This is a genomic window from Novosphingobium sp. FW305-C-111 (genome assembly GCF_058783565.1).
In genome coordinates this window covers 1-20,704 of record NZ_JBYSYP010000011.1, presented here as the reverse complement: position 1 = coordinate 20,704, position 20,704 = coordinate 1, and the positions used below count along the sequence as shown (strand labels likewise).

The window sequence follows — 20,704 nt, the reverse complement described above, 5'->3', positions numbered from 1 at the left end:
GATACGACATGGGTAGCTTGTCGCTGGTCCACTGGATCATCGTCGCGCTGGTGGTGCTGGTGCTGTTCGGCCGTGGCCGCATTTCCGAGGTCATGGGTGACTTCGGCAAGGGCATCAAGAGCTTCAAGCAGGGCATGGCCGACGAAGCCAACCCGCCCGTGACCCCGCCGCCTGCGCAGATCACGCAAGGCACGGTCGCGCCGCCGCAGCCCGCGGCGCAGCCCGTGGACAACGGGACCCAGAACCCGAACTGATCTCCCCTGAGGGGAGAAAGCGCGCATGTTCGGCATCGACGCCTCCGAATTCCTGATCATCGTGGTCGTGGCGGTCGTCGTCATCGGCCCTAAGGATCTGCCGCTCGCGCTGCGAACGGCGGGGCGGTGGATCGGCAAGATGCGGCGCATGTCCAATCACTTCCGCGCGGGGATCGAGACGATGATCCGCGAGGCCGAGCTCGAGGAAATGGAGCGCAAGTGGAAGGAGCAGAACGCGGCGATCATGGCGCAGAGCCAGGCCACCGCCGCGCAGGGCCAGACCGCCGAGGCCGCCGCCGACCAGGCCGTGCCCGTCCCGGTCGCCCCGCCGCCCGCTGAACTCGACTACGAGAAGAAGCCTGCCGGGGACGTCCCCGCGCCATGAGCGTGTTCCGCGAGATCGACGAGAGCCAGGCCCCGCTGCTCGATCACCTGCTCGAGCTGCGCACCCGCCTTCTGCGCTGCGTCTATGCGCTCGCCACCGCGTTCGCGGTGTGCATGTATTTCGCCGACGACATCTTTGCGATCCTCTGCCGCCCGCTGATGGAGGCGTTCCCGCCGGGGCAGGGCAAGCTGATCTACACCAAGCTTTACGAGGCGTTCTTCGTCGAGGTGAAGGTCGCGCTGTTCGCGGCGTTCTTCGTCAGCTTCCCGGTGATCGCCAACCAGCTCTGGGCGTTCGTCGCGCCGGGGCTTTACGCCAAGGAAAAGAAGGCGTTCCTGCCGTTCCTGATCGCCACGCCGATCCTGTTCAGCGCGGGCGCATCATTGGCCTACTTCATGGTCATGCCGACCGCGTTTCACTGGTTCCTGGGCTTCCAGGGCGACAAGGGCGGGCTGCACCTCGAGGCCCTGCCGGGGACCGGGGATTACCTCGGCCTTGTCATGCAGTTCATTCTCGCCTTCGGGATCAGCTTCCTGCTGCCGGTCCTGCTGATGCTGCTCAACCGCGCCGGGATCGTCAGCCGCGCGCAATTGGTCGGCGCGCGGCGCTATGTGATCGTGGCGATCTTCGTGGTCGCGGCCATCGCCACCCCGCCCGACGTGATCTCGCAGCTGATGCTCGCGGGGCCGCTGCTGCTGTTGTTCGAGGGCACGATGGTGATAATGCGCTTCACCGAGCAGGCCGACGCCAAGGCCAAGGCGGAGGAAGAGGCTGCGGCGGCGGCACCGGTCCAGCCGGAGAGCCTGCTGCCGGGGGAGTGAACGAGACGTCGTCCCGGGCTTGACCCGGGACCGCTGGCGGCGCCACGCAGCCTTGCTTGCAAGCACCTGCCACCGGTCCCGGGTCGAGCCCGGGACGACGTGTGTAGTTACCGCCCTTCCACCTCGCCATCCCCGCCGTCCCAGACCTTGCGGCCCGCGACCCAGGTTTCCAGCACGCGGGTCTTGCGGATCTGCGCCGGGCTGGCGAGCAGGGGATCGGTGTCGACGAAGATGAAGTCCGCCCGCTCCCCCGGGATCAGCCGGCCGAAGCGCCCGTCGGCGAACCCGGCAAAGGCCGCGCCGCTGGTATAGGCGGTGAACGCAGTCACCCGGTCGACCTTCTCCTGCGGTTGCCAGCCGCCGAACGGCTGCCCGTCGGGCCCCTCGCGGGTGATCGCGGCGGCGATGCCGGCCCACGGGTCCGATATCTCGACCGGCGCGTCCGATCCGAACGCCAGTTTCGCCCCATTCGCCGCGAGTGATTTCCACGCGTACGCCCCGGCCAGCCGCGCCGGACCGAGCCGGGCTTCGGCCATCAGGCGATCGGATGTCTGGTGGACCGGCTGCATCGAGGCGATCACCCCGTACTTGCCGAACAACGCCATCTCGGCCGGATCGACCAGCTGGGCGTGCTCGATCCGCCAGCGGCGGTCGCCCTTGTAGGTTTCCGAAAGCTCCTCGATCGCCAGCAGGACCTCGCTGTCGGCGCGGTCGCCGATCGCGTGGACGGCAACCTGGAACCCGTCCATCGCCGCGCGGCTCATCAGGTTGCGCAGCGCGGTGGGGTCGAGCTGGGGCAGGCCGGTTTGCGTCGGCGCGTCGGCATAGGGCGCCTTGAGCCAGGCCCCGCGCGAACCCATCGCCCCGTCGAGGTAGAGCTTGACCCCGTTCATCCGCAGCCGGTCGTCATAAAGCCACGGGCTGGGCCCGGGGCCGCCGATCAGCACCATCGCGTCGATCCCGCGGGCATAGGCCATGACCCGGAGGTTGAGCCGCCCCGCGTCGCCGGCGCGGCGGTAGGCCTGCCAGTCCTCGATCGATATGCCCATGTCGCCGACTGCGGTGACGCCGCGCTTCAGCAGGATTTGCTGCGCCGTATCGAGCGCGAGGTCGCGGTCGACCGGGCGCGGGATGGGGATGAACTTTTCCACCAGCGGCTTGGCCGCATCGACCAGCACGCCCGACGGCACGCCCTTGGCATCGCGCTCGATTCGCCCGCCCGCCGGGTCCTTCGTCGCAGCGGTGAGCCCGGCGGCCTTGAGGGCGGCAGAGTTGGCCCAGCCCGCGTGACCATCGACCCGGGCCAGCCACACCGGGCGGTCGGCCACCGCCGCGTCGAGCTCGGCGGCGGTTGGAAAGCGGCCGAGGCCCCAGCTCTCCTGGTTCCAGCCGGTCCCGATCACCCACGGCCGGTCGGGATGCGCGGCGGCATAGGCGCGGATCATGTCCTGCGCCTGCGCCAGCGAGGTGGTCTGCGACAGGTCGAGCGTCAGCGCGGCGAAGCCGATGTCCATGACGTGGACGTGCGCGTCGATCATCCCCGGCAGGAGGAGGCGGCCCTTGCCGTCGAGCTTGTAGTCGACCTTGGCCGGGCGCTTGTCGCCGCGGTGGAGCACGGCCTTGACCTTGCCATCGTCGGAAATGACGAGGCCGGTGAAGCTTTCGACCCGGCCGTCGGCGCCGATGGTCTGGCCCTGGACGTTGTCGACCAGCGTGTCGGCGAGCGCCGGGAGCGGCGCGGCGAGGAGCAGGGCGGCGAAGGCCGCGAGGCGGGCTGACACTATTTCGCGCCCCGCTTCGGCAGGCGGCGGATCAGCGCGGTCGTGTCCTGGCGGCCGCCGCCCATCGCCTGGACTTCGGCATAGAACTGGTCGACCAGCGCGGTGACCGGCACCGACAGGCCGAGCGAGCGCGCCTCGTCCAAAGCGAGGCCGAGGTCCTTGCGCATCCAGTCGATGGCGAGGCCGAAGTCGAACTCGTCGTCGGCCATGGTCGTCCAGGCATTGTCCATCTGCCACGACTGAGCCGCGCCGCCCGAGATCGCCTCGTAAACCTTGGGCAGGTCGAGCCGCGCCGCCTGCGCCACGCGGATGCCCTCGGCGAGCCCGGCGATGGTGCCGACGAGGCAGATCTGGTTGACCATCTTGGTCAGCTGGCCCGCGCCGGCCTTGCCGACGTGGACCACGCGCTTGGCATAGGCGGCAAGGATCGGCCGCGCCGCCTCGACCGCCTTGCCCATCCCGCCGCACATGATCGACAGCTTGCCGTGTTCCGCGCCCGCCTGCCCGCCGGTGACGGGCGCGTCGACGCAGAGGATCTCCTTGTCGCGCGCCTCGACCGCGATCTGCCGGGCGATCTTGGCGGAGACTGTGGTGTGGTCGACGAACAGGCCTCCGCGGCGCAGGGTCGAGAAGACCCCCGTCGCGCCGAGCACGACGTCGGCAAGGTCGTCGTCGTTGCCGACGCAGGTGATGACCGCGTCCGCGCCCTCGGCCGCTTCGGCCGGCGTTTCGGCAACGCGCACCCTGAAATCCGGATTGGCCTCCACCCAGGCTTCCACCCGGCGCGGCGAGCGGTTGTAGATGGTGAGGTCGTGCCCGGCAGCGGCGAGATAGCGGGCCATCGGCGAACCCATGACACCGAGGCCGAGGAACGAGACTTTGAGGGGATCGCTCATGCACCTTTGTTTAGCGGGTTTGCCGCCGCCCGCCAGCCCCCGCTTGCACCGTTTGCGCGGGAAGCTATGGCTTGGCGGCAATGCCCAGCCACACTTCGCTCGTCGCCCGCGTTTCGCGCTCGCTGTTCTGGATTGCCGCCGTCTTTGCGAGCGTCATGGCGGTGCTGCCAAAGCCGCCGCAAACCCCGATCGACCAGTTCGGCGACAAGTTCGCCCACATCCTCGCCTTCGCCACGCTCGCGTTCCTCGCCAACCTCGGCTTCTGCCGCACCGACCGCATCCGCATCGTCGAGCGGCTGTCGTTCCTCGGTGCGGTGATCGAGGTGGTCCAGTCGATCCCCGAACTCCACCGCGACTGCGACATCCGCGACTGGGTGGCCGATAGTGCTGCGGTGCTGGTGGTGACCGTGGGCTTCGTGCTCTACGCCCGGTGGCAGCGCGGGCGGGCTTAGCGGTTCCCATTGTCCCCGCTTTCCGTTAGGGCGCGGGGCATGGAAAACCTTGCCCGCCAGTCCGACGCGCCGCCGCAGGCGTTGCTCACTCTCGCCGATGTTCGCGCGGCGGCGGAGCGGATTAAGGGGCACGTCGTGCGCACGCCGACGCTGCACAGCAAGACGCTGAGCAAGCTGACCGGCGCCGAGATCTACCTGAAGTTCGAGAACCTCCAGTTCACCGCCGCCTACAAGGAGCGCGGCGCGCTCAACGCGCTGCTGCAGCTGAGCGAGGAGCAGCGCGCGCGCGGCGTCATCGCCGCTTCGGCCGGCAACCACGCGCAAGGCTTGAGCTATCACGGCACCCGCCTTGGCGTGCCGGTGACGATCGTCATGCCGCGCACCACTCCGACGGTGAAGGTCATGCAGACCGAAAGCGTCGGCGGTAAGGTCGTGCTGGAGGGCGAGACTTTCGACGAGGCCTATGCCCACGCCCGGTCGATGGAGCGCCAGCTCGGCCTGACCTTCGTCCACCCGTTCGATGAACCGGCCGTGGCGGCGGGGCAGGGCACGGTCGCGCTCGAAATGCTCGAGGACGTGCCCGAGCTCGACATGCTGGCGATCCCCATCGGCGGCGGCGGGCTGCTCACCGGCATGGGCACCGCGGCGCGTGCGATCAAGCCGGAGATCGGCCTTGTCGGCGTGCAGGCGCAGCTGTTCCCGTCGATGTATTCGAAGCTCAAGCACGTCGACCTCGCTTGCGGCGGCGACACGCTGGCCGAGGGTATCGCGGTCAAGGAACCGGGCGCGTTCACCTCGGCGCTGCTCAAGGACCTTGTCGACGACGTGGTGCTGGTCGACGAGGCGGCGCTCGAAACCGCGCTGGCGCTGCTGCTGCAGATCGAGAAGACCGTGGTCGAGGGTGCCGGCGCCGCAGGGCTCGCCGCGGTGATGGAGAACCGCGAGCAGTTCGAGGGGCGCAAGGTCGGCATCGTCCTTACCGGCGGCAACATCGATACCCGCCTGCTCGCCAACGTCCTGCTGCGCGACCTTGCCCGCTCGGGCCGGCTGGCGCGACTGCGGCTCACCCTGCAGGACCGCCCCGGCGCGCTGTTCAAGGTGATGGAGCAGTTCAACGCCCACCAGGTGAACATCATCGAGATCTACCACCAGCGGATCTTCACCCACCTGCCGGCCAAGGGCCTGATCACCGACATCGAATGCGAAGCCCGCGACCGCGACCAGCTCGACCGGCTGGTCGCTGCGCTCAAGGCCAACGGCTATGCGGTGAGCCAGGTCGAGCTGGGCTAGCCGTATTTGCGGGCCTGACCCGGGACGACGACCCTCTTGCATGAGTGCCCGCCAGGTTCGTCATCCCCGGCTTGACCGGGGATCGTTGTGCACTCACGATCGGGAGTTGGATCCCCGCCTTCGCGGGGATGACGGCGTTCAGGGGGAGAGTTCCGGCCGCACAAAAATCCCCCGTTTACCCTGATTGATGGTTAAGGGACTTTAACCCTTTGCCCGGTTCATGCATTGTCACGGGCAAGGTACGCCGGATGGGCCGGCGGTGAAGAGGACGCCGACCGGCCGTGACTGCACCCGTCCGCTTTCCCCGGTTCTTCGTCACCAGCCCGGCGCCGTGCCCGTATCTTGCCGGCAAGAGCGAGCGGAAGGTGTTTACCGAGCTCAAGGGCCCGCACGCCGACGAGCTCAACGACGCGCTCGGGCGAATCGGTTTTCGCCGCAGCCAGACCGTCGCCTATCGGCCCAGCTGCATCGATTGCTCGGCCTGCGTTTCGGTTCGTGTGGTCGCCGACGAGTTCCGCCCGAACGCGGCGCAGCGGCGCGCGCTGAAAGCGCATTCGGACCTCGTGGTTACCGCCTGCAAGCCGTGGTCGACCGCCGAGCAGTTCGAACTTCTGCAGACTTATCTCTCTGCCCGTCACCCCGGCGGGGGCATGACCACGATGGACGAAATGGATTTCGCCGACATGGTGGAACATACGCCCGTTAAGAGCTATGTCATTGAATATCGGGAACCCGGAGATGGTCTGACCCCCGGCAAGCTGGTTGGCGCATGCCTCACCGACCAGCAAGGCGACGGGCTTTCCATGATCTACAGTTTCTACGATCCGCAACACGAGACGCGCACCGGGCTTGGCAACTACATCATCCTCGACCACATCCAGCGAGCCTCGCGAGCCGGCCTTCCCTATGTCTACCTCGGATACTGGGTCGAAGGTTCTGCGCGCATGCAGTACAAGATCCGGTACCGCCCGATGGAGCGGCTGGGCCGAGATGGCTGGGTGCGTTTCGATGACGCGGAACAGGCCGGACTCATCGGCCGCGCCGTCGCTCCGCGACCGGTTCGCGTCGGCGACGAAGGTGCCGGCAAGGACGGCGTTCCCCACGCGCTGGAGCAATACCGGCTGGCTTGACCGCGTGGCCCGGCTGCTCGCCGGGGCCGCGCTGGTCCTTGCCCCGCTTCCCGCGCTGGCGCAGGACCGCGATGCCGACCAGGCGCTTGAGGACCTCATTCCCGATTCGGCGCTGGACAATCCCGAGCAGTGGGCGCTCGATCATCCGCTGTCTCCTGACACCGATCCGAACGCCCCGGTGCTGGTGCAGGACCTCGATCCCTCCGCTCCGCTCGCAGATATGCCCGAATTCCAGCTCGCCTGGCCCGACGACGGCGAGCTGCCCAAGATCGAGCCGCTGAGCCCCGATCCCGACATCCAGCTGGCGCAGGAGCAGGCCGAGGACGCGATCGAGGCGCTGCCTGGCATCGAGGGCGAATCGCCCCGGATCGCCGATGCCCGGTTCGAAAAGGTCGGGAGGCAGGTCGAACTGGCCTTTCCGTCGGCGGTCGAAGCATTTCCGGAGCGTGAGGACTTTGCCGCGCGCTTCGCCGGGCTGTCCACGCTCAAGGCGTTGTCGGGCGACGATGACCAGAACATCGCCCAGCTGGCGCGGCGCGCCCGCACCGACCGTGATCTTCTGCTGAAGATGCTCCGCGTCTATGGCTACTACGATGCCGAAGTCTACCAGACGATCGGCGGATCCGAGGATGGCGAAGCGGCCGCGACAACGCCGGACAAGGCGGTCGTGCGCTTCGACGTGCTCCCGGGCCCGCAGTACAAGTTGCGGGATATCGACCTCGGCCAGCTCGCCGCGACGGGGCCGGACTACGACCCGCTGCGCAAGTCGTTCGCGCTCCAGCCGGGCGATCCGGTCAATGCGGACCGCATCGTCGAGGAGCGCGCCAAGCTCACCTTCGCGCTCGGCGAAAACGGTTATACATACGCCAGCGTCGGCGAACCCGACCTGCTGATCGACCACGAGCCGCGGATCGGCGACCTGACCGTGCCGGTCGCGCCGGGCGGCAAGTATCGGTTCGGCCGCGTCATCAGCTCGCTGCCGCGGTTCCTCGATTCGAAGCACCTCGAACGCATCGCCCGGTTTGATCGCGGCGACGTGTGGCAGCGCTCGCTGCAGGACGACCTGCGCGAAGCGATCCTCGCGACGGGCCTCGTCTCCTCGGTGACCGTCGCCACCCGCCAGGTCGCGCCCCCCAAGGACGGGGAGCCGGGGACCGTGGACGTCGCGGTGTCGATGGTCCCCGCACCCTTGCGCACGATCGCCGGCCTCGTCGGCTACTCGAGCGGCGAGGGCTTCCGCGCCGAGGCGAGCTGGGAGCATCGCAACTTCTTCCCACCCGAGGGCGCGCTCAAGGTCCGCGGCGTTGTCGGCACCAAGGAGCAGCTCGCCGGCGTGACGTTCCGCCGCAACAACTTCCTCGGCCGTGACCAGGTCCTGAGCCTCGACCTCTATGCCCAGACGGTCGATCGCGATGCCTACGACGCGCGCACGGTCTCGTTCCTCGGCACGTTCGAGAAGCAATCGACGCTGCTGTTCCAGAAGCCGTTCCTGTGGTCGGCCGGTCTCGAAGCCGTCGCGACGAGCGAGCGCGAGGGCGCGGTCAATGGCGTCCAGGCGCCGCGCAAGACCTACTTCATCGGCGCGATCCCGCTGCGCGCCGAGATCGACCAGAGCGACAGCCTGCTCGATCCGCGCCGCGGCTTCCGGGTCGGCGCGCGGGTCTCGCCCGAGCTTTCGGTGCAGAGCGGGGTCAAGTCGACCTACGTCAAGACCCAGATCGATGCGAGCTACTACCAGCCAGTGACCGAACGGGTGGTGGTGGCTGGCCGGGTGCGGGCCGGAGCGACCTTCGGCACCGACATCGCCAACATCGCGCCCTCGCGGCGGTTCTACGCGGGCGGCGGCGGATCGGTGCGCGGCTATGGCTACCAGCAGATCGGCCCGCGCAACTCGCTCGGCGATCCCAGCGGCGGGCGTTCGCTCAGCGAGTTCTCGCTGGAAGCGCGGGTCAAGACCGGCTTGCTCGGCGGCGCGGTAAGCGTGGTTCCGTTCCTCGATGGCGGGCAGGTCTACGAATCGAGCACGCCGCGGCTGTCCGACCTGCGGCTGGGGGCGGGCATCGGCCTGCGTTACGACACCAACTTCGGGCCCTTGCGCATCGACATCGGCACGCCGCTCAACCCGCGTCCCGGTGACAGCCGGATCGGCGTCTACGTCGCGCTGGGGCAGGCGTTCTGATGGCCGAGGAGGAAACCGCGCCCGCGCCCGAAGCCGCGCCGCGCCCGGCTTTGCAGCGCCTCACTTGGCCGCAGCGCGTGGCGGCGGTGACGCTGGGCATGGTCGCGCTGCTCTCGATCGCGTTCCTAGTGCTCGATTCCTCGCTCGGCCACCGCTTCGTGATCGACCGCATCGCCGGGCTGACCCCGGCCAACGGCCTCAAGGTCGAGATCGGGCGGATCGAGGGTTCGCTGTTCGGCGAGGCGGTGCTGCACGACGTCGTGCTCAAGGACCCGCAAGGCGCGTTCATGACCGTGCCCGAGGCGGAGCTCGACTGGCGGCCGCTGGCATGGATGAAGTCCGGCCTCGATATTCGCAAGCTCGTGCTCCACCGCGGCCATCTCACCCGCTGGCCGACGTTCAACCCGAGCAAGCCCGGCGGCTCGACCCTGCCGAACTTCGATATCCGCGTCGACCGGTTCGTGGTGGACGACCTGACGGTGGACAAGGGCCTGATCGGCCAGCGCCGCCGCATCGACCTCATCGCGCGCGCCGACATCCGCAAGGGCCGCGCGCTGCTCGATGTCGACGGGCGCTTTGGCGGCGGTGACCGGCTGCTTCTGAACCTCGACGCCGCGCCTGATCGCGACAAGTTCAAATTGGCGCTCGACTATGCCGCGCCCAAGGGCGGGCTGCTCGCGGGCGTCACCGGGGCGACGTCATCGGTGGCCGCCAAGGTCTATGGCGCGGGCGGGTGGAAGACGTGGAACGGCGTCGCGGTGGCGCGGCGCGACGGCAAGGACCTCCTCGCCCTGCTCCTCGCCAACCGCGGCGGGCGCTACACCGCGGCGGGCGAGGTCTATCCGGCCGACCTGCTCGCGGGCCAGGCCAGGGCGATCGCCGGCGACAAGCTCGGCCTGCGCTTCGACGGGACGCTGGTGGACAACGTTCTCGACGGCCGGCTCGCGCTGACCGGCGCGGCGCTGGCGGTGGGAAGCCGCGGCAAGCTCGACCTCGGCACGAACGCCGCCGAGGGCCTGTTCGTCCGCGCCCTCGCGCTGCGGCCCGAATTGCTCATCGCCGATCCGCAACTCGAAGGCGCGCAACTGACCGCCACGCTCGACGGGCCGTTCAAGGACCTGTCGATCGACCACGCGCTCACCGTGCGCCGCCTGAAATCGGGCACCACGCTGGCCGAAGGCCTGCGCACCGCCGGGACGGCGCGCTGGGACGGCAAGACGCTGTCGCTGCCGCTGAACCTTACCGCCGCGCGCGTCGTCACCGGCAACGGCCAGATCGATCCGCGCTTTGCCGGCGGCAAGGTCACCGGCACGCTGGCGCTGACCGGGGCGGAGCTCAATTCCGACGATCTCGCCATCGACCTCAAGGGCCTCGCCGCCCGCCTCGTGCTGCGCGGCAACCTCAAGCAGGGGGCGTTCGCGCTGGCCGGCCCGGTCGCGGCGCGGGGCTTCCAGCTGCCCAACCTCGGCCTCGTCGACGCCGACGCCAAGGTCCTGTTCAAGACCGGGCGCGGGATTGCGTGGACGCTGCAGGCAAACCTCGCCGGGCGGATGACGCGGATCGACAACAGGACGCTGCAGACGCTGACCGGCGGGGGCATCCGCTTCGCCGGCGGGGTGCGGCTGGGCCAGCAGGTGCCGATGCTGTTCGACCGGGCGCGGCTGACTTCGGCCAAGCTCACCCTCAATGCGCAAGGCCGCCAGCTCGCCGACGGCACCACGACGCTCACCGGCAACGGACGCCATGCCGACTACGGCCCGTTCACCGTCCAGGCCGACGTCGGCGCGGCCGGGCCCAGGGCGGTGCTGGTCTTCGCCGATCCCTATCCGGCGGCGGGGCTGAAGGACGTGCGCGTCTCGCTTTCGCCGATCCCCGACGGCTTCCGCATCGAGACCTCGGGCGGCTCCACGCTGGGCCCCTTCGACGGGGTGCTCGGCCTCTACAGCGCCCCCGGCGCGCCGACGCGGATCGTCATCGAGCAGATGAAGGTGTGGCAGACCGGGGTGACCGGCACGCTCCTGCTTGGCGACAGCGGTGTTTCGGGCGAACTGGCGCTCGCAGGCGGCGGGCTCAACGGGCAGATGCGGATTGATCCGCGCGGAAACGGCCAGCAGATCGACGCGCTGATCACCGCCCGCAACGCCCGCTTCGGCGGCCCGACCCCGCTCGCGATCGGCAACGGCAAGCTGGAGGTTTCGGGCTTCCTCGAGAAGGGCCGCAGCACGATCGAAGGCAATGTCTATGCCGAGGGGCTGCAGAGCGGTTCCCTGTTCATCGGCAAGCTCGCGGCCAGCGCGAAGCTGGTCAACGGGGCAGGGCAGGTCACCGCCTCGGTCGCCGGGCGGCGCGGCAGCCGCTTCGCCCTGTCGGGCACCGGCACGATCGAGCCCAACCGCGTCGTGTTCCTCGCCGGCGGCGAATATGCCGGGCGCAAGATCGTCATGCCGCGCCGGGCCGTCCTGACCCGCGAGGGCGATGGCTGGCGGCTTGCCTCGACCCAGGTCGGCTTCGGCAAGGGCATGATCATTGCCGAAGGGCACATCCTCGGCGGGCCGACCGAGCTCAACCTGCAAGTGGCCGACATGCCGCTGTCGGTCGCGGACATCGCCATCGCCGACCTCGGGCTGGGCGGGACGGCCTCGGGCGTGGTCGATTACCGCCGCGAAAACGGCGTGCCGGCCGGTCGCGCGCGGCTGGTGGTCAAGGGGCTGACCCGCTCCGGCCTTGTCGTGACCTCGCGGCCGGTCGACCTGTTCCTCGTCGCCCAGCTGTCGGCGAACGCGCTCGAAACCCGCGCCGTGGTCGAGGAAAAGGGCGAAACCCGTGGCCGGCTGCAGGCGCGCATTTCCGGCCTTCCTGCCGGCGGCGGACTGATGCAGCGCCTGCGCAGCGGCAGCCTGTTCGGCCAGCTGCGCTACAACGGCCCGGCGGATGCACTGTGGCGGCTGACAGGCGTGGAGCTGCTCGATCTCACCGGCCCGGTCGCCATCGCCGCTGACATGACCGGATCGCTCGACAACCCGCAGGTGCGCGGGGCGATGTCGAGCAGCGAACTGCGCGTCCAGAGCGCGCTCACCGGCACCGACCTGCAGAAGGTCGCGATGCGCGGGTCGTTCGCGGGTTCGCGGCTGACGCTCAACCAGTTCTCCGGCGTCACGCCGAACGGTGGGCGGGTGACGGGAAGCGGGACCGTGGATCTTTCCAACGTCGCCGAGCGCGGCGTGCCGCTCGACCTGCGGATTGCCGCGACCAACGCGCAGGTGCTCAACCGTGACGACATGGCCGCGACGGTCACCGGCCCGCTGCGGCTCGTCAGCGACGGGATCGGCGGCACCATCGCCGGGCGCGTGCGGATCCAGGAGGCGCGCTGGCAATTGGGACGGGCGTCCTCGGCGCTGGCCTTGCCCGAGATACGCACGCGCGAGATCAACGCTCCGGCCGACCGCGCCCCGGCCCGGGCGGCCGCGCGGCCGTGGAACTGGCTGATCGACGCGGCCGGCGACGGGCAGATCAATGTCCGCGGGCTCGGCCTCGACAGCGAATGGGGCGCGAACATCCGCCTGCGTGGCACCACCAGCGCCCCGCAGATCTTCGGCAACGCCAGCCTCGTCCGCGGCGGCTACGAATTCGCCGGCAAGCGCTTCGAGCTGACCCGCGGGCGGATCTTCTTCGACGGCAACGTGCCGATCGACCCGCGGCTCGACATCGTCGCGGAGGGCGACGTCGAGGCGATCAGTTCGCGGATCACCATTTCCGGCTCGTCGCTGAAGCCTTCGATCACCTTCTCCTCGACCCCGGCGCTGCCCGAGGAAGAGCTGCTGTCGCGACTGCTGTTCGGCAGCTCGATCACCCAGATCTCCGCGCCCGAGGCGGTCCAGCTGGCGGCGGCGGTGGCGAGCCTGCGCGGGGGCGGCGGGCTCGACCCGATCAACAAGCTGCGCGCCGCGATCGGGCTCGACCGCCTGCGCATCGTCGGCGCCGACGCGGCCAAGGGCAGCGGCACCTCGATCGCGGTCGGCAAGTACATCGGCCGGCGGTTCTTCGTCGAGGTGGTGACCGACGGCAAGGGCTACAGCGCCACCTCGGTCGAGTTCCGCATCACCCGCTGGCTGGCGCTGCTCGGCACGATCTCGACGCTGGGCGACCAGAGCGTGAACGTGAAGGTCAGCAAGGATTACTAGCCGCGTCCCCGCGAAGGCGTGAGCGTGAACCGGGTGCGTCGTCCCGGACTTGATCCGGGACCGCTGGCCGCATCGTCCCGTGCTCTCGGCAGGCAAGCGCCCCGCTTCACAGCGGTCCCGGGTCGAGCCCGGGACGACGCAGCAACAAAAAAGGCCCCGGGTTTCCCCGAGGCCCTCTTGCTCATCGAACCGCGTCGATCAGGCGGGCAGGCCGCTGATCGCCTTGGTTTCCATGAAGTCCTTGAGCCCGTGCAGGCCGCCTTCGCGGCCGTTGCCCGACTGCTTGTAGCCGCCGAACGGCGCGCCCGGGGTCGGCCCCCAGCCGTTGATCGCAACCATGCCGGCGCGCAGCTTCGGGGCGACTTCGGCGGCCTTCGCAGGGTCGCCGGTGATCGCGGCGGAGAGGCCGTATTCGGTCTGGTTGGCGAGTTCCACGGCTTCGTCGAGGTCCTCGTAGGTCATGATCGTCACGACCGGGCCGAAGATTTCCTCGTTGGCGATGCGCATGTCCGGGGTCACGCCCGAGAACACGGTCGGCTGGACGAAGTAGCCGCGGTTGACGTTGGCCGGCATGTCGGGACCGCCGGCCTCGAGCGTCGCGCCCTCGTCGATCGCCGACTGGATCAGGCCGCGAACCTTGTCGAACTGCGCCTTGTTGACCAGCGGGCCGAGGTGGCTGCCTTCCTGCATCGGGTCGCCGACCGGGGTCGCCGAATACATCGCCTTGAGGAACTCGGCCGCCTCGCGCTCGCGCGGCTTGTGGACGAGGACCTTGGTCGGACTAATGCAGCTCTGCCCGGTATTGACCAGCGGACCCATCGCCACGGGGGTCAGGTGCTTGGCGAAGTCGGCGTCGGGCAGGACGAGGTTGGGCGACTTGCCGCCCAGTTCCTGGTGGACACGCTTGACGGTGTCGGCGGCGGACTTGGCCACCATGATGCCCGCGCGGGTCGAGCCGGTGAAGCTGACCATGTCGATGTCCGGGTGCGACGAAATCGCGGTGCCGACGCCCGGGCCGTCGCCCTGGACGAGGTTGAACACGCCCGCCGGAACGCCCGCGGCGTGCAGCGTCTCGGCAAAGATCGCGGCGTTGGTCGGGCACTCTTCCGACGGCTTGAGGATCATCGTGTCGCCGGCGGCGAGCGCGGGGGCGACCTTGAGCGCGATCTGGTTGAGCGGCCAGTTCCACGGGGTGATCATGCCGACCACGCCGATGGGTTCGTAGGCGACGGTGTAGCCCTTGCCCTGCTCGGTGAACTCGAAGTTCTTGAGCGCCTCGATGGTGTAGATGAAGCCGCCGATGCAGGCACCGACCTGCGCGGTGGCGGCGAAGCTCACCGGCGCGCCCATTTCCTCGGCCATGGCGACGGCAAGATCCTGGGCGCGGTTCTTGAGCTCGGCAACGATGCGCTGGAGCAATTCGATCCGCTCTTCACGGGTCGTTTGGCTATAGCTTTTGAACGCACGCCGCGCAGCCGCAACGGCCTTGTCGACATCGGCCTGGGTGCCGAGCGTGATCGCGCAGCACGCCTCTTCGGTGGCCGGGTTGATGACCTCGTGGCGCTTGCCGCCCTGGCTATCGACCCACTGGCCGTCGATATAATGTTGCAGCCGCTCCCGCATCGCGAATCTCCTTTAAGGGACCGATTAAATCAGGTTCCATTTCAGGACTGATCGCGCGGATTGCAAGCACTTCCGCGAAAGTGGCACGGTTCGGTCGCGGGCGCGGGTCAGTTCGTCGGCGCGGCCTTGAGCACCCCGTCGACCGGGATTGCCACGCCGTTCGAGGCCAGCACCGGATCGCCGGAGATCATCGCCTTCGCTCCGTCGGACGAAGTCACCGATATACCGTCGCCGGACTTGGCGAACGTCAGCGAGCCCTTGCCCATGGTCGGCATGGTCACGCTCTTGCCGTTGGCCTTGTCGAGCGCGCTGCGGATGTCGGACGGGGTGAAATAGCCCGGCAGGATATGGTTGCGCACGACCTCCGCCAGCGCCGCGCGCTGCTCGGGCTGGAGCAGGAGCTTGCCGGGATCGCCCAGCTTGCCGAACGCGGCGTCGGTTGGGGCGAAGACGGTGTAGCTCGCCGCCCCGTCGAACGCGCCGGAAACGCCGGTATCGGTCAGCGCCTTGCCGAAGGTCGACAACGCCGCCGAGCCGGCGACAGCCGCCGCCAGCTTCTGACCCGTGGGGCTGGCCTCGGCGGCGGTGGTCGCGTCGCCGCTCGCCCCGCTCTTTTCGCCCGAGCATCCGGCCAGCAGGACCACCGCGCCGAGCGCGCACATCAGCTTGTTCATACGCAGGCCCCTTAAATCAGCAGTTCGATGGCGGCCTGGACCAGCCGGGTCGTCGGATCGATTTCGTAGACGTAGCCGTCGCTATAGCGGTACATCGCGTCGGGGCCGTCGACGTAGCGGTCGCGGTAGTCGTAAGGCACGTTGTACACGTCGTAGCCCACCGGCAGCGGCTGGCCGATCGCGATGTCGTTGCCGGTCAGCAGCGCGGCGATCGCGCTGATGGCGTCGGTCTGCGGGTCGAGCCGGTAGATCACGTCGTCGGCGTAGCGGTACGACGGGCCGAGGCCGTAGAAATCCTGGTAGTAGCTCGGCAGCGCGACCGGCTCGTAATAGCCCGGCCATGCCGAGCCGAGCGCCAGTGCCCCGCCGAGGAGCGGGACGTAGGAGGCGATCCGGTTGCCGTCATAGCGGAGCAGGTAGCCGTCGTAGTAACCGTAGTTGCCCGAACCCCAGTCGCGATAACCCCACCAGTCGGGACGGTCATAAACCGGGCGCCACGGGTCCTGCTTGGCGAGGCCCGGGGGCATGCAGCCGTTGTTCTTCTTGGCGAGGCCCGGCGGGCATCCGTCGATCAGCCCGCCGCGGGTGCGCTCGCTGGTCCAGCGGAACGGCCCGTCGCGGTCGTCACCGGCGATGATCCGGCGCGGCTCGCCCGGGCGAGCGCCGTCCTTGCGATCGGCCGCGAAGTCGCGGCCCTTTTCGGCGGACTTCTCGGCCGATTTGCCGGGCGCGTCGACCGGGCTGCGCATCGCGGGGCCATTGGCCTTGTCGCCGCGCGCCTTGTCTGGGCCCCTGTCGGAACCCTTGTTGTCAGAGCCCTTGCCGGGGTTGTCGGGCCGGCCCTGGGCGAACTGCATCGGCCGTGCGTCGTTTCCGCCACGGCCCTGCATGGCCTTGCCCGGCCCGTCGGCCTTGGCCGCCTTGCCCGGGCTGCCGCCGCCATTACCGCCACCTGCCGGGCCGCTCGCGGCACGCTTGTCTCCGCCGCCCTTGCCCCCGCCGGGATCGGCGAAAGCGGCAGGGCTTGCGAGCGCGACCAGTGCCGCGCCGATCAAAAGGCTGCGCATGGCTTATACCGTCCTGCGGCCGCGGAACAGCTGGACAAGGCCAACCACGATCGCGACGACGAGAAGAAGGTGAATCACGCCCGCGGTCACCTTGAAGGCGAACACGCCGAGCGCCCAGAGAATGAGCAGGATGAGGGCGATTGTCATGAGCATGGCTTGAACTCCCAAGTGGATTGGGCGGCCCGCTGCCGGGCGTCCTTGGCCATGTTACGCCCGGGACGGCGCTAAGGTTCCGCCCGCACACAGAAAACCCGGCGGGATCGCTCCCGCCGGGCTCCTGTTTTCGCAGTCTGGCCGGTGGCTCAGGCCGAGTAGTACATGTCGAACTCGACCGCCGACGGCGTGGTTTCCCAGCGCATCACTTCCGGCCACTTCAGTTCGATGTAGGCTTCGATCTGGTCCTTGGTGAACACGCCGCCCTGGATCAGGAAGTCGTGGTCGGCCTCGAGGCTTTCGAGCGCCTCGCGCAGCGAACCGCAGACCGTCGGGACCTGGGCCAGCTCGGCCGGCGGCAGGTCATAGAGGTTCTTGTCCATGGCTTCGCCCGGGTGGATCTTGTTCTTGATCCCGTCGAGGCCGGCCATCAGCAGCGCGGCGTAGCACAGGTAGGGGTTGGCCATCGCGTCGGGGAAGCGGAACTCGACGCGCTTGGCCTTGTCGCCGGCACCGTAAGGGATGCGGCACGAGGCCGAGCGGTTGCGGGCCGAGTAGGCCAGCAGCACCGGCGCTTCGTAACCCGGGACCAGGCGCTTGTAGCTGTTGGTGGTCGGGTTGGTGAAGGCGTTGAGCGCCTTGGCGTGCTTGATGACGCCGCCGATGAAGTACAGGCACATGTCCGACAGCCCGGCATAGCCGTTGCCGGCGAACAGCGGCTTGCCGCCGTCCCAGATCGACATGTGGGTGTGCATGCCCGAACCGTTGTCCTTCATGATCGGCTTCGGCATGAACGTCGCGGTCTTGCCATAGGCGTGCGCGACCTGGTGCACGACGTACTTGTAGACCTGCATGCGGTCGGCGGTCTGGACCAGCGTGCCGAAGGTCAGGCCCAGCTCGTGCTGGGCGCTGGCGACTTCGTGGTGGTGCTTGTCGCAGGGCAGGCCCATCTCGATCATGGTCGAGACCATCTCGCCGCGGACGTCGACGAGGCTGTCGACCGGCGCGACCGGGAAGTAGCCGCCCTTGGCGCGCGGACGGTGGGCGAGGTTGCCGGCTTCGTATTCGCGGGCCGAGTTGGTCGGCAGCTCTACGTCGTCGATCTTGAAGCCGTTGCCGTCGTAGCCGTCATAGAACTTGACGTCGTCGAACACGAAGAATTCGGCTTCGGGGCCGACATACACGGTGTCGCCCACGCCCGAGGACTTGACGAAGGCTTCGGCGCGCTTGGCGGTCGAGCGGGGATCGCGGGCATAGAGCTCGCCGGTCGAGGGCTCGACGATGTCGCAGCAGATGATCATCATCGGCGTGGCCGAGAACGGATCGATGTAGACCGCGTCGAGGTCGGGCTTGAGGATCATGTCCGACTCGTTGATCGCCTTCCAGCCTTCGATCGACGAACCGTCGAACATCAGGCCGTCTTCCAGCTCATCCTCGCCGATCACCGAGGCGACCATGGTGAGGTGCTGCCACTTGCCCTTCGGGTCGGTGAAGCGCAGGTCGATCCATTCGATTTCCTCGTCCTTGACGCGGGCGAGGATGTCCTTTGCTGATGCCATCGTGATTCGTTCCCTAGTTGAATTTACGTTCTATTTATTCGTCATGCTGAACTCGTTTCAGCATCCCCTCTCGTCCGCGGCGATTGCGCTGGATTCGAGGAGACCCTGAAACAAGTTCAGGGTGACGGCCTGTCGGGGCCGTCGGATCGCCCCCTAGATCGCGTCGTCGTCGCGTTCGCCGGTGCGGATGCGCAGGGCGGTCTCGACCGGGATCACGAAGATCTTGCCGTCGCCGATGCGCCCCGTCTGCGCCGCGCCGGCAATCGCCTCGACCGTGCGCTCGACCAGGCTGTCGGGCACGACGACCTCGAGCTTCACCTTGGGGAGGAAGTCGACGACGTATTCGGCGCCGCGATAGAGTTCGGTGTGACCCTTCTGCCGGCCGAAGCCCTTGGCCTCGGTCACGGTGATGCCGGACACGCCGATTTCGTGCAGCGCCTCCTTCACCTCGTCGAGCTTGAAGGGCTTGATGATCGCCTCGACCTTCTTCACGTGCCTTGATCCCTCGCGAACGGGCCGGAGTTGGCATCCATGACAGAGCCAGCCGGCGATGATCCCGTGCGGCCCGACCGTATCAAGAATCGTGCCACCTTCGTGGATCAAGCCCTAGCCGCTGGCGAACGCCCGCGAAAGCCGCAATTTCGCGGCTGCAGCAATTATCGGGACGTCTTGTGCGGGACGGCGGAAGGGATGTTGCGCGGGCGGGGAATTTTTGTGCTTATTTTTTGCGCAGAAGGTGCCTGTTTTTTGGGCATCTCAGGTTTTCGCACAAGGCTGTGGTCTGTTGAAGTCGGATGTCTGACATTTCAATTTTTTTCGTTCTCGGTGATGTCCCATTCAAGCCACTTGTCGAATAGCTCTGCCTATTTCAAGATCATGCCATTAGTGTGCCGTGGCAATGACGGGGGCAAAAGATGACGAGCATCACAATTCATTCGACCAACCTGGACAATCTCGCGGTTGGGGAATTGAAAGCGAAGTGGAGTGCCCGCGGCGATCGCATTTTACGCTATTACATCGATATTCGGCACAGACAGTTGAACCTTCATAAGGAGGTCAGCGCCCCCGAGCTATTCATCCTTCAAAGTAAAATGGATGCCCTGATGGCATCTTGGGATGACAAGTATGAGCAATTCACGAAGAAACAGAATGTGCTATCGGGCCATGCCGCAGCGGAAGACCTGACTGCTGACGCCATCGCTCGCCTCGATAGCATGGGAAAAATCTTGGCGCACACACTCAAGGTAGATGATCGGGTCGATTGGGACTCGCTGAAGGATAAAAGTCATTACGCTTTTCCAAAGGCGTTCCCCGAGACGAGGCCAATGTCCTCGCCGGAAATCCAGCCTGGCTATAGCGCCCCAAATATTGGCTTCTTCGATCTGATCCTCGGGCGGAAGGCGCGCATCCTTGCTGAAGCGGAGGAAAATTTTCATTCAGCCACTCGCGCATGGGAAGATCGTGAGCGCCAACGTTCGGCCAGGCATGCAAAAGCGGTAGAAGCTTGGGAAAAGCGTCAGAAGGCCTTTTGGGATGACCACTTGGCGAAAAAGGCGACATTTGAAGAGGAGCAGGCCGCCTCCCACGCCGAAGTTGAGCGCCAGAAATCTGAGGTCGGTCAGGGGAACGAGGAAGCTGTGATCGAACACGCCTCGTTAGTCCTTGAAGCGTCCGACTATCACGGGTTGTTCGAAAAGTCTTATCTGATCCAGTATCACCGAGACAATCGGCTTTTGAAAGTGGCCTATGACTTACCTTCCATGGACACTTTACCTTCGATCAAGGCCGTAAAGTTCGTAAAGGCGACGGGTGAGTTGCGCGAAACTTACATTACCGACCGGGAAAAGAAGGCGAACTTCGAGTCCGCTTGCTACCAAGTTTGCCTGCGAACCATTCACGAGTTGTTCGAGGCCGACGAAAGCAGCAACATCGAGAGCATCTTGTTCAATGGCTATGTGAATTTTGTCGATCCAGCCAAGGGTGTGACACAACGATCCTGCTTGCTCTCGGTCTTGGTGGATAAGCCGACTTTCTCGGCGATTGATCTGGCGCGAGTGGAGCCTAAGGTCTGCTTCAAATCGCTGAAGGGTGTGTCAGCGGCATCGCTAGCATCTTTGACGGCCATTCCGCCCGTGATGAAAATGGACACCGAAGACCGCCGTTTCATCGAAGCCCGCGAAGTTGGACACCTCGAAGAACTCGCTGTTTTCGGCCTGAAGGGGGTGCGAAGGGTCTGATCGCGGTCTTTGGTGCGTGAGG

At 67.3% G+C, this 20,704-nt stretch carries 18 protein-coding genes; 10 read left to right on the top strand and 8 right to left on the bottom strand.

The window, feature by feature from the left end; translation table 11 throughout:
* Window positions 1-8: 8 nt before the first annotated feature.
* The 3 genes from AC3WLD_RS13170 to tatC are packed head-to-tail and all read left to right on the top strand — an operon-like array spanning window position 9 to window position 1,460.
* Window positions 9-254, top strand: coding sequence for a twin-arginine translocase TatA/TatE family subunit (locus AC3WLD_RS13170; protein ID WP_492557424.1), 246 nt, complete (start codon window positions 9-11; stop codon window positions 252-254).
* Between the two features lie 25 nt (window positions 255-279).
* A complete protein-coding gene (gene tatB, locus AC3WLD_RS13165; RefSeq protein WP_492557423.1) occupies window positions 280-639 on the top strand; it encodes a Sec-independent protein translocase protein TatB in 360 nt (119 codons plus the stop codon).
* A complete protein-coding gene (gene tatC / locus AC3WLD_RS13160) occupies window positions 636-1,460 on the top strand; it encodes a twin-arginine translocase subunit TatC (RefSeq protein ID WP_492557422.1) in 825 nt (274 codons plus the stop codon). The genes tatB and tatC overlap by 4 nt, the downstream gene beginning before the upstream one ends.
* A gap of 107 nt (window positions 1,461-1,567) precedes the next feature.
* On the opposite strand, the gene AC3WLD_RS13155 is transcribed toward tatC, so the two are convergent.
* Together AC3WLD_RS13155 and AC3WLD_RS13150 are read right to left on the bottom strand one after the other, a co-directional pair.
* The gene (locus AC3WLD_RS13155; protein ID WP_492557540.1) at window positions 1,568-3,244 is read right to left on the bottom strand and encodes an amidohydrolase; all 1,677 of its coding nucleotides are present in this window, start codon (window positions 3,242-3,244) and stop codon (window positions 1,568-1,570) included.
* A complete protein-coding gene (locus tag AC3WLD_RS13150) occupies window positions 3,241-4,137 on the bottom strand; it encodes an NAD(P)-dependent oxidoreductase (RefSeq protein WP_492557421.1) in 897 nt (298 codons plus the stop codon). The genes AC3WLD_RS13155 and AC3WLD_RS13150 overlap by 4 nt, the downstream gene beginning before the upstream one ends.
* A gap of 80 nt (window positions 4,138-4,217) precedes the next feature.
* Between AC3WLD_RS13150 and AC3WLD_RS13145 the strand changes: the two genes are divergently transcribed.
* The 5 genes from AC3WLD_RS13145 to AC3WLD_RS13125 all read left to right on the top strand — a co-directional run bounded on the left by AC3WLD_RS13145 (window position 4,218) and on the right by AC3WLD_RS13125 (window position 13,369).
* Window positions 4,218-4,589, top strand: coding sequence for a VanZ family protein (locus AC3WLD_RS13145; protein WP_492557420.1), 372 nt, complete (start codon window positions 4,218-4,220; stop codon window positions 4,587-4,589).
* Between the two features lie 39 nt (window positions 4,590-4,628).
* Complete coding sequence (locus AC3WLD_RS13140) at window positions 4,629-5,879, top strand: threonine ammonia-lyase (protein ID WP_492557419.1); 1,251 nt, start codon at window positions 4,629-4,631, stop codon at window positions 5,877-5,879.
* A 281-nt stretch (window positions 5,880-6,160) separates the two neighbouring features.
* Entirely contained in the window at window positions 6,161-7,009 is an 849-nt protein-coding gene (locus AC3WLD_RS13135) for an arginyltransferase (RefSeq protein WP_492557418.1), read from the top strand.
* The gene (locus tag AC3WLD_RS13130; protein ID WP_492557539.1) at window positions 6,957-9,188 is read left to right on the top strand and encodes an autotransporter assembly complex protein TamA; all 2,232 of its coding nucleotides are present in this window, start codon (window positions 6,957-6,959) and stop codon (window positions 9,186-9,188) included. Before AC3WLD_RS13135 ends, AC3WLD_RS13130 begins: the two co-directional genes overlap by 53 nt.
* The gene (locus AC3WLD_RS13125) at window positions 9,188-13,369 is read left to right on the top strand and encodes a translocation/assembly module TamB domain-containing protein (protein ID WP_492557417.1); all 4,182 of its coding nucleotides are present in this window, start codon (window positions 9,188-9,190) and stop codon (window positions 13,367-13,369) included. Before AC3WLD_RS13130 ends, AC3WLD_RS13125 begins: the two co-directional genes overlap by 1 nt.
* A gap of 198 nt (window positions 13,370-13,567) precedes the next feature.
* Here the strand turns inward: AC3WLD_RS13125 and AC3WLD_RS13120 are convergent, their stop codons facing one another.
* The 6 genes from AC3WLD_RS13120 to AC3WLD_RS13095 all read right to left on the bottom strand — a co-directional run bounded on the left by AC3WLD_RS13120 (window position 13,568) and on the right by AC3WLD_RS13095 (window position 18,937).
* The gene (locus AC3WLD_RS13120) at window positions 13,568-14,992 is read right to left on the bottom strand and encodes an aldehyde dehydrogenase family protein (protein WP_492557416.1); all 1,425 of its coding nucleotides are present in this window, start codon (window positions 14,990-14,992) and stop codon (window positions 13,568-13,570) included.
* A 107-nt stretch (window positions 14,993-15,099) separates the two neighbouring features.
* Window positions 15,100-15,666: a fasciclin domain-containing protein gene (locus AC3WLD_RS13115; RefSeq protein ID WP_492557415.1), complete on the bottom strand. Its 567-nt coding sequence runs from the start codon at window positions 15,664-15,666 to the stop codon at window positions 15,100-15,102.
* A gap of 11 nt (window positions 15,667-15,677) precedes the next feature.
* Window positions 15,678-16,733 (bottom strand): hypothetical protein, encoded by a 1,056-nt coding sequence (locus AC3WLD_RS13110; protein ID WP_492557414.1) that lies wholly within the window; start codon window positions 16,731-16,733, stop codon window positions 15,678-15,680.
* A 3-nt stretch (window positions 16,734-16,736) separates the two neighbouring features.
* Entirely contained in the window at window positions 16,737-16,886 is a 150-nt protein-coding gene (locus AC3WLD_RS13105; RefSeq protein ID WP_492557413.1) for a lmo0937 family membrane protein, read from the bottom strand.
* A 149-nt stretch (window positions 16,887-17,035) separates the two neighbouring features.
* Window positions 17,036-18,445, bottom strand: coding sequence for a type I glutamate--ammonia ligase (gene glnA, locus AC3WLD_RS13100; RefSeq protein ID WP_492557412.1), 1,410 nt, complete (start codon window positions 18,443-18,445; stop codon window positions 17,036-17,038).
* Between the two features lie 153 nt (window positions 18,446-18,598).
* A complete protein-coding gene (locus tag AC3WLD_RS13095) occupies window positions 18,599-18,937 on the bottom strand; it encodes a P-II family nitrogen regulator (protein ID WP_492557411.1) in 339 nt (112 codons plus the stop codon).
* Between the two features lie 39 nt (window positions 18,938-18,976).
* Here AC3WLD_RS13095 and AC3WLD_RS13090 point away from each other — a divergent pair, with 39 nt between their 5' ends.
* Both AC3WLD_RS13090 and AC3WLD_RS13085 read left to right on the top strand, forming a co-directional pair.
* Window positions 18,977-19,363, top strand: a complete 387-nt coding sequence (locus tag AC3WLD_RS13090; RefSeq protein ID WP_492557410.1) for a hypothetical protein — start codon at window positions 18,977-18,979, stop codon at window positions 19,361-19,363.
* A complete protein-coding gene (locus AC3WLD_RS13085; RefSeq protein ID WP_492557409.1) occupies window positions 19,360-20,682 on the top strand; it encodes a restriction endonuclease in 1,323 nt (440 codons plus the stop codon). The genes AC3WLD_RS13090 and AC3WLD_RS13085 overlap by 4 nt, the downstream gene beginning before the upstream one ends.
* The last annotated feature ends 22 nt before the right edge of the window (window positions 20,683-20,704 follow it).

What these genes read in the sequence shown, in the direction of transcription:
- AC3WLD_RS13170 (WP_492557424.1), top strand. Translation starts at nt 9, where the DNA reads ATGGGTAGCTTGTCGCTGGTCCACTGGATCATCGTCGCGCTGGTGGTG.
- tatB (WP_492557423.1), top strand. Translation starts at nt 280, where the DNA reads ATGTTCGGCATCGACGCCTCCGAATTCCTGATCATCGTGGTCGTGGCG.
- tatC (WP_492557422.1), top strand. Translation starts at nt 636, where the DNA reads ATGAGCGTGTTCCGCGAGATCGACGAGAGCCAGGCCCCGCTGCTCGAT.
- AC3WLD_RS13150 (WP_492557421.1), bottom strand. Translation starts at nt 4,137, where the DNA reads ATGAGCGATCCCCTCAAAGTCTCGTTCCTCGGCCTCGGTGTCATGGGT.
- AC3WLD_RS13145 (WP_492557420.1), top strand. Translation starts at nt 4,218, where the DNA reads ATGCCCAGCCACACTTCGCTCGTCGCCCGCGTTTCGCGCTCGCTGTTC.
- AC3WLD_RS13140 (WP_492557419.1), top strand. Translation starts at nt 4,629, where the DNA reads ATGGAAAACCTTGCCCGCCAGTCCGACGCGCCGCCGCAGGCGTTGCTC.
- AC3WLD_RS13125 (WP_492557417.1), top strand. Translation starts at nt 9,188, where the DNA reads ATGGCCGAGGAGGAAACCGCGCCCGCGCCCGAAGCCGCGCCGCGCCCG.
- AC3WLD_RS13120 (WP_492557416.1), bottom strand. Translation starts at nt 14,992, where the DNA reads ATGCGGGAGCGGCTGCAACATTATATCGACGGCCAGTGGGTCGATAGC.
- AC3WLD_RS13115 (WP_492557415.1), bottom strand. Translation starts at nt 15,666, where the DNA reads ATGAACAAGCTGATGTGCGCGCTCGGCGCGGTGGTCCTGCTGGCCGGA.
- AC3WLD_RS13110 (WP_492557414.1), bottom strand. Translation starts at nt 16,733, where the DNA reads ATGCGCAGCCTTTTGATCGGCGCGGCACTGGTCGCGCTCGCAAGCCCT.
- AC3WLD_RS13105 (WP_492557413.1), bottom strand. Translation starts at nt 16,886, where the DNA reads ATGCTCATGACAATCGCCCTCATCCTGCTCATTCTCTGGGCGCTCGGC.
- glnA (WP_492557412.1), bottom strand. Translation starts at nt 18,445, where the DNA reads ATGGCATCAGCAAAGGACATCCTCGCCCGCGTCAAGGACGAGGAAATC.
- AC3WLD_RS13090 (WP_492557410.1), top strand. Translation starts at nt 18,977, where the DNA reads ATGACAGAGCCAGCCGGCGATGATCCCGTGCGGCCCGACCGTATCAAG.
- AC3WLD_RS13085 (WP_492557409.1), top strand. Translation starts at nt 19,360, where the DNA reads ATGACGAGCATCACAATTCATTCGACCAACCTGGACAATCTCGCGGTT.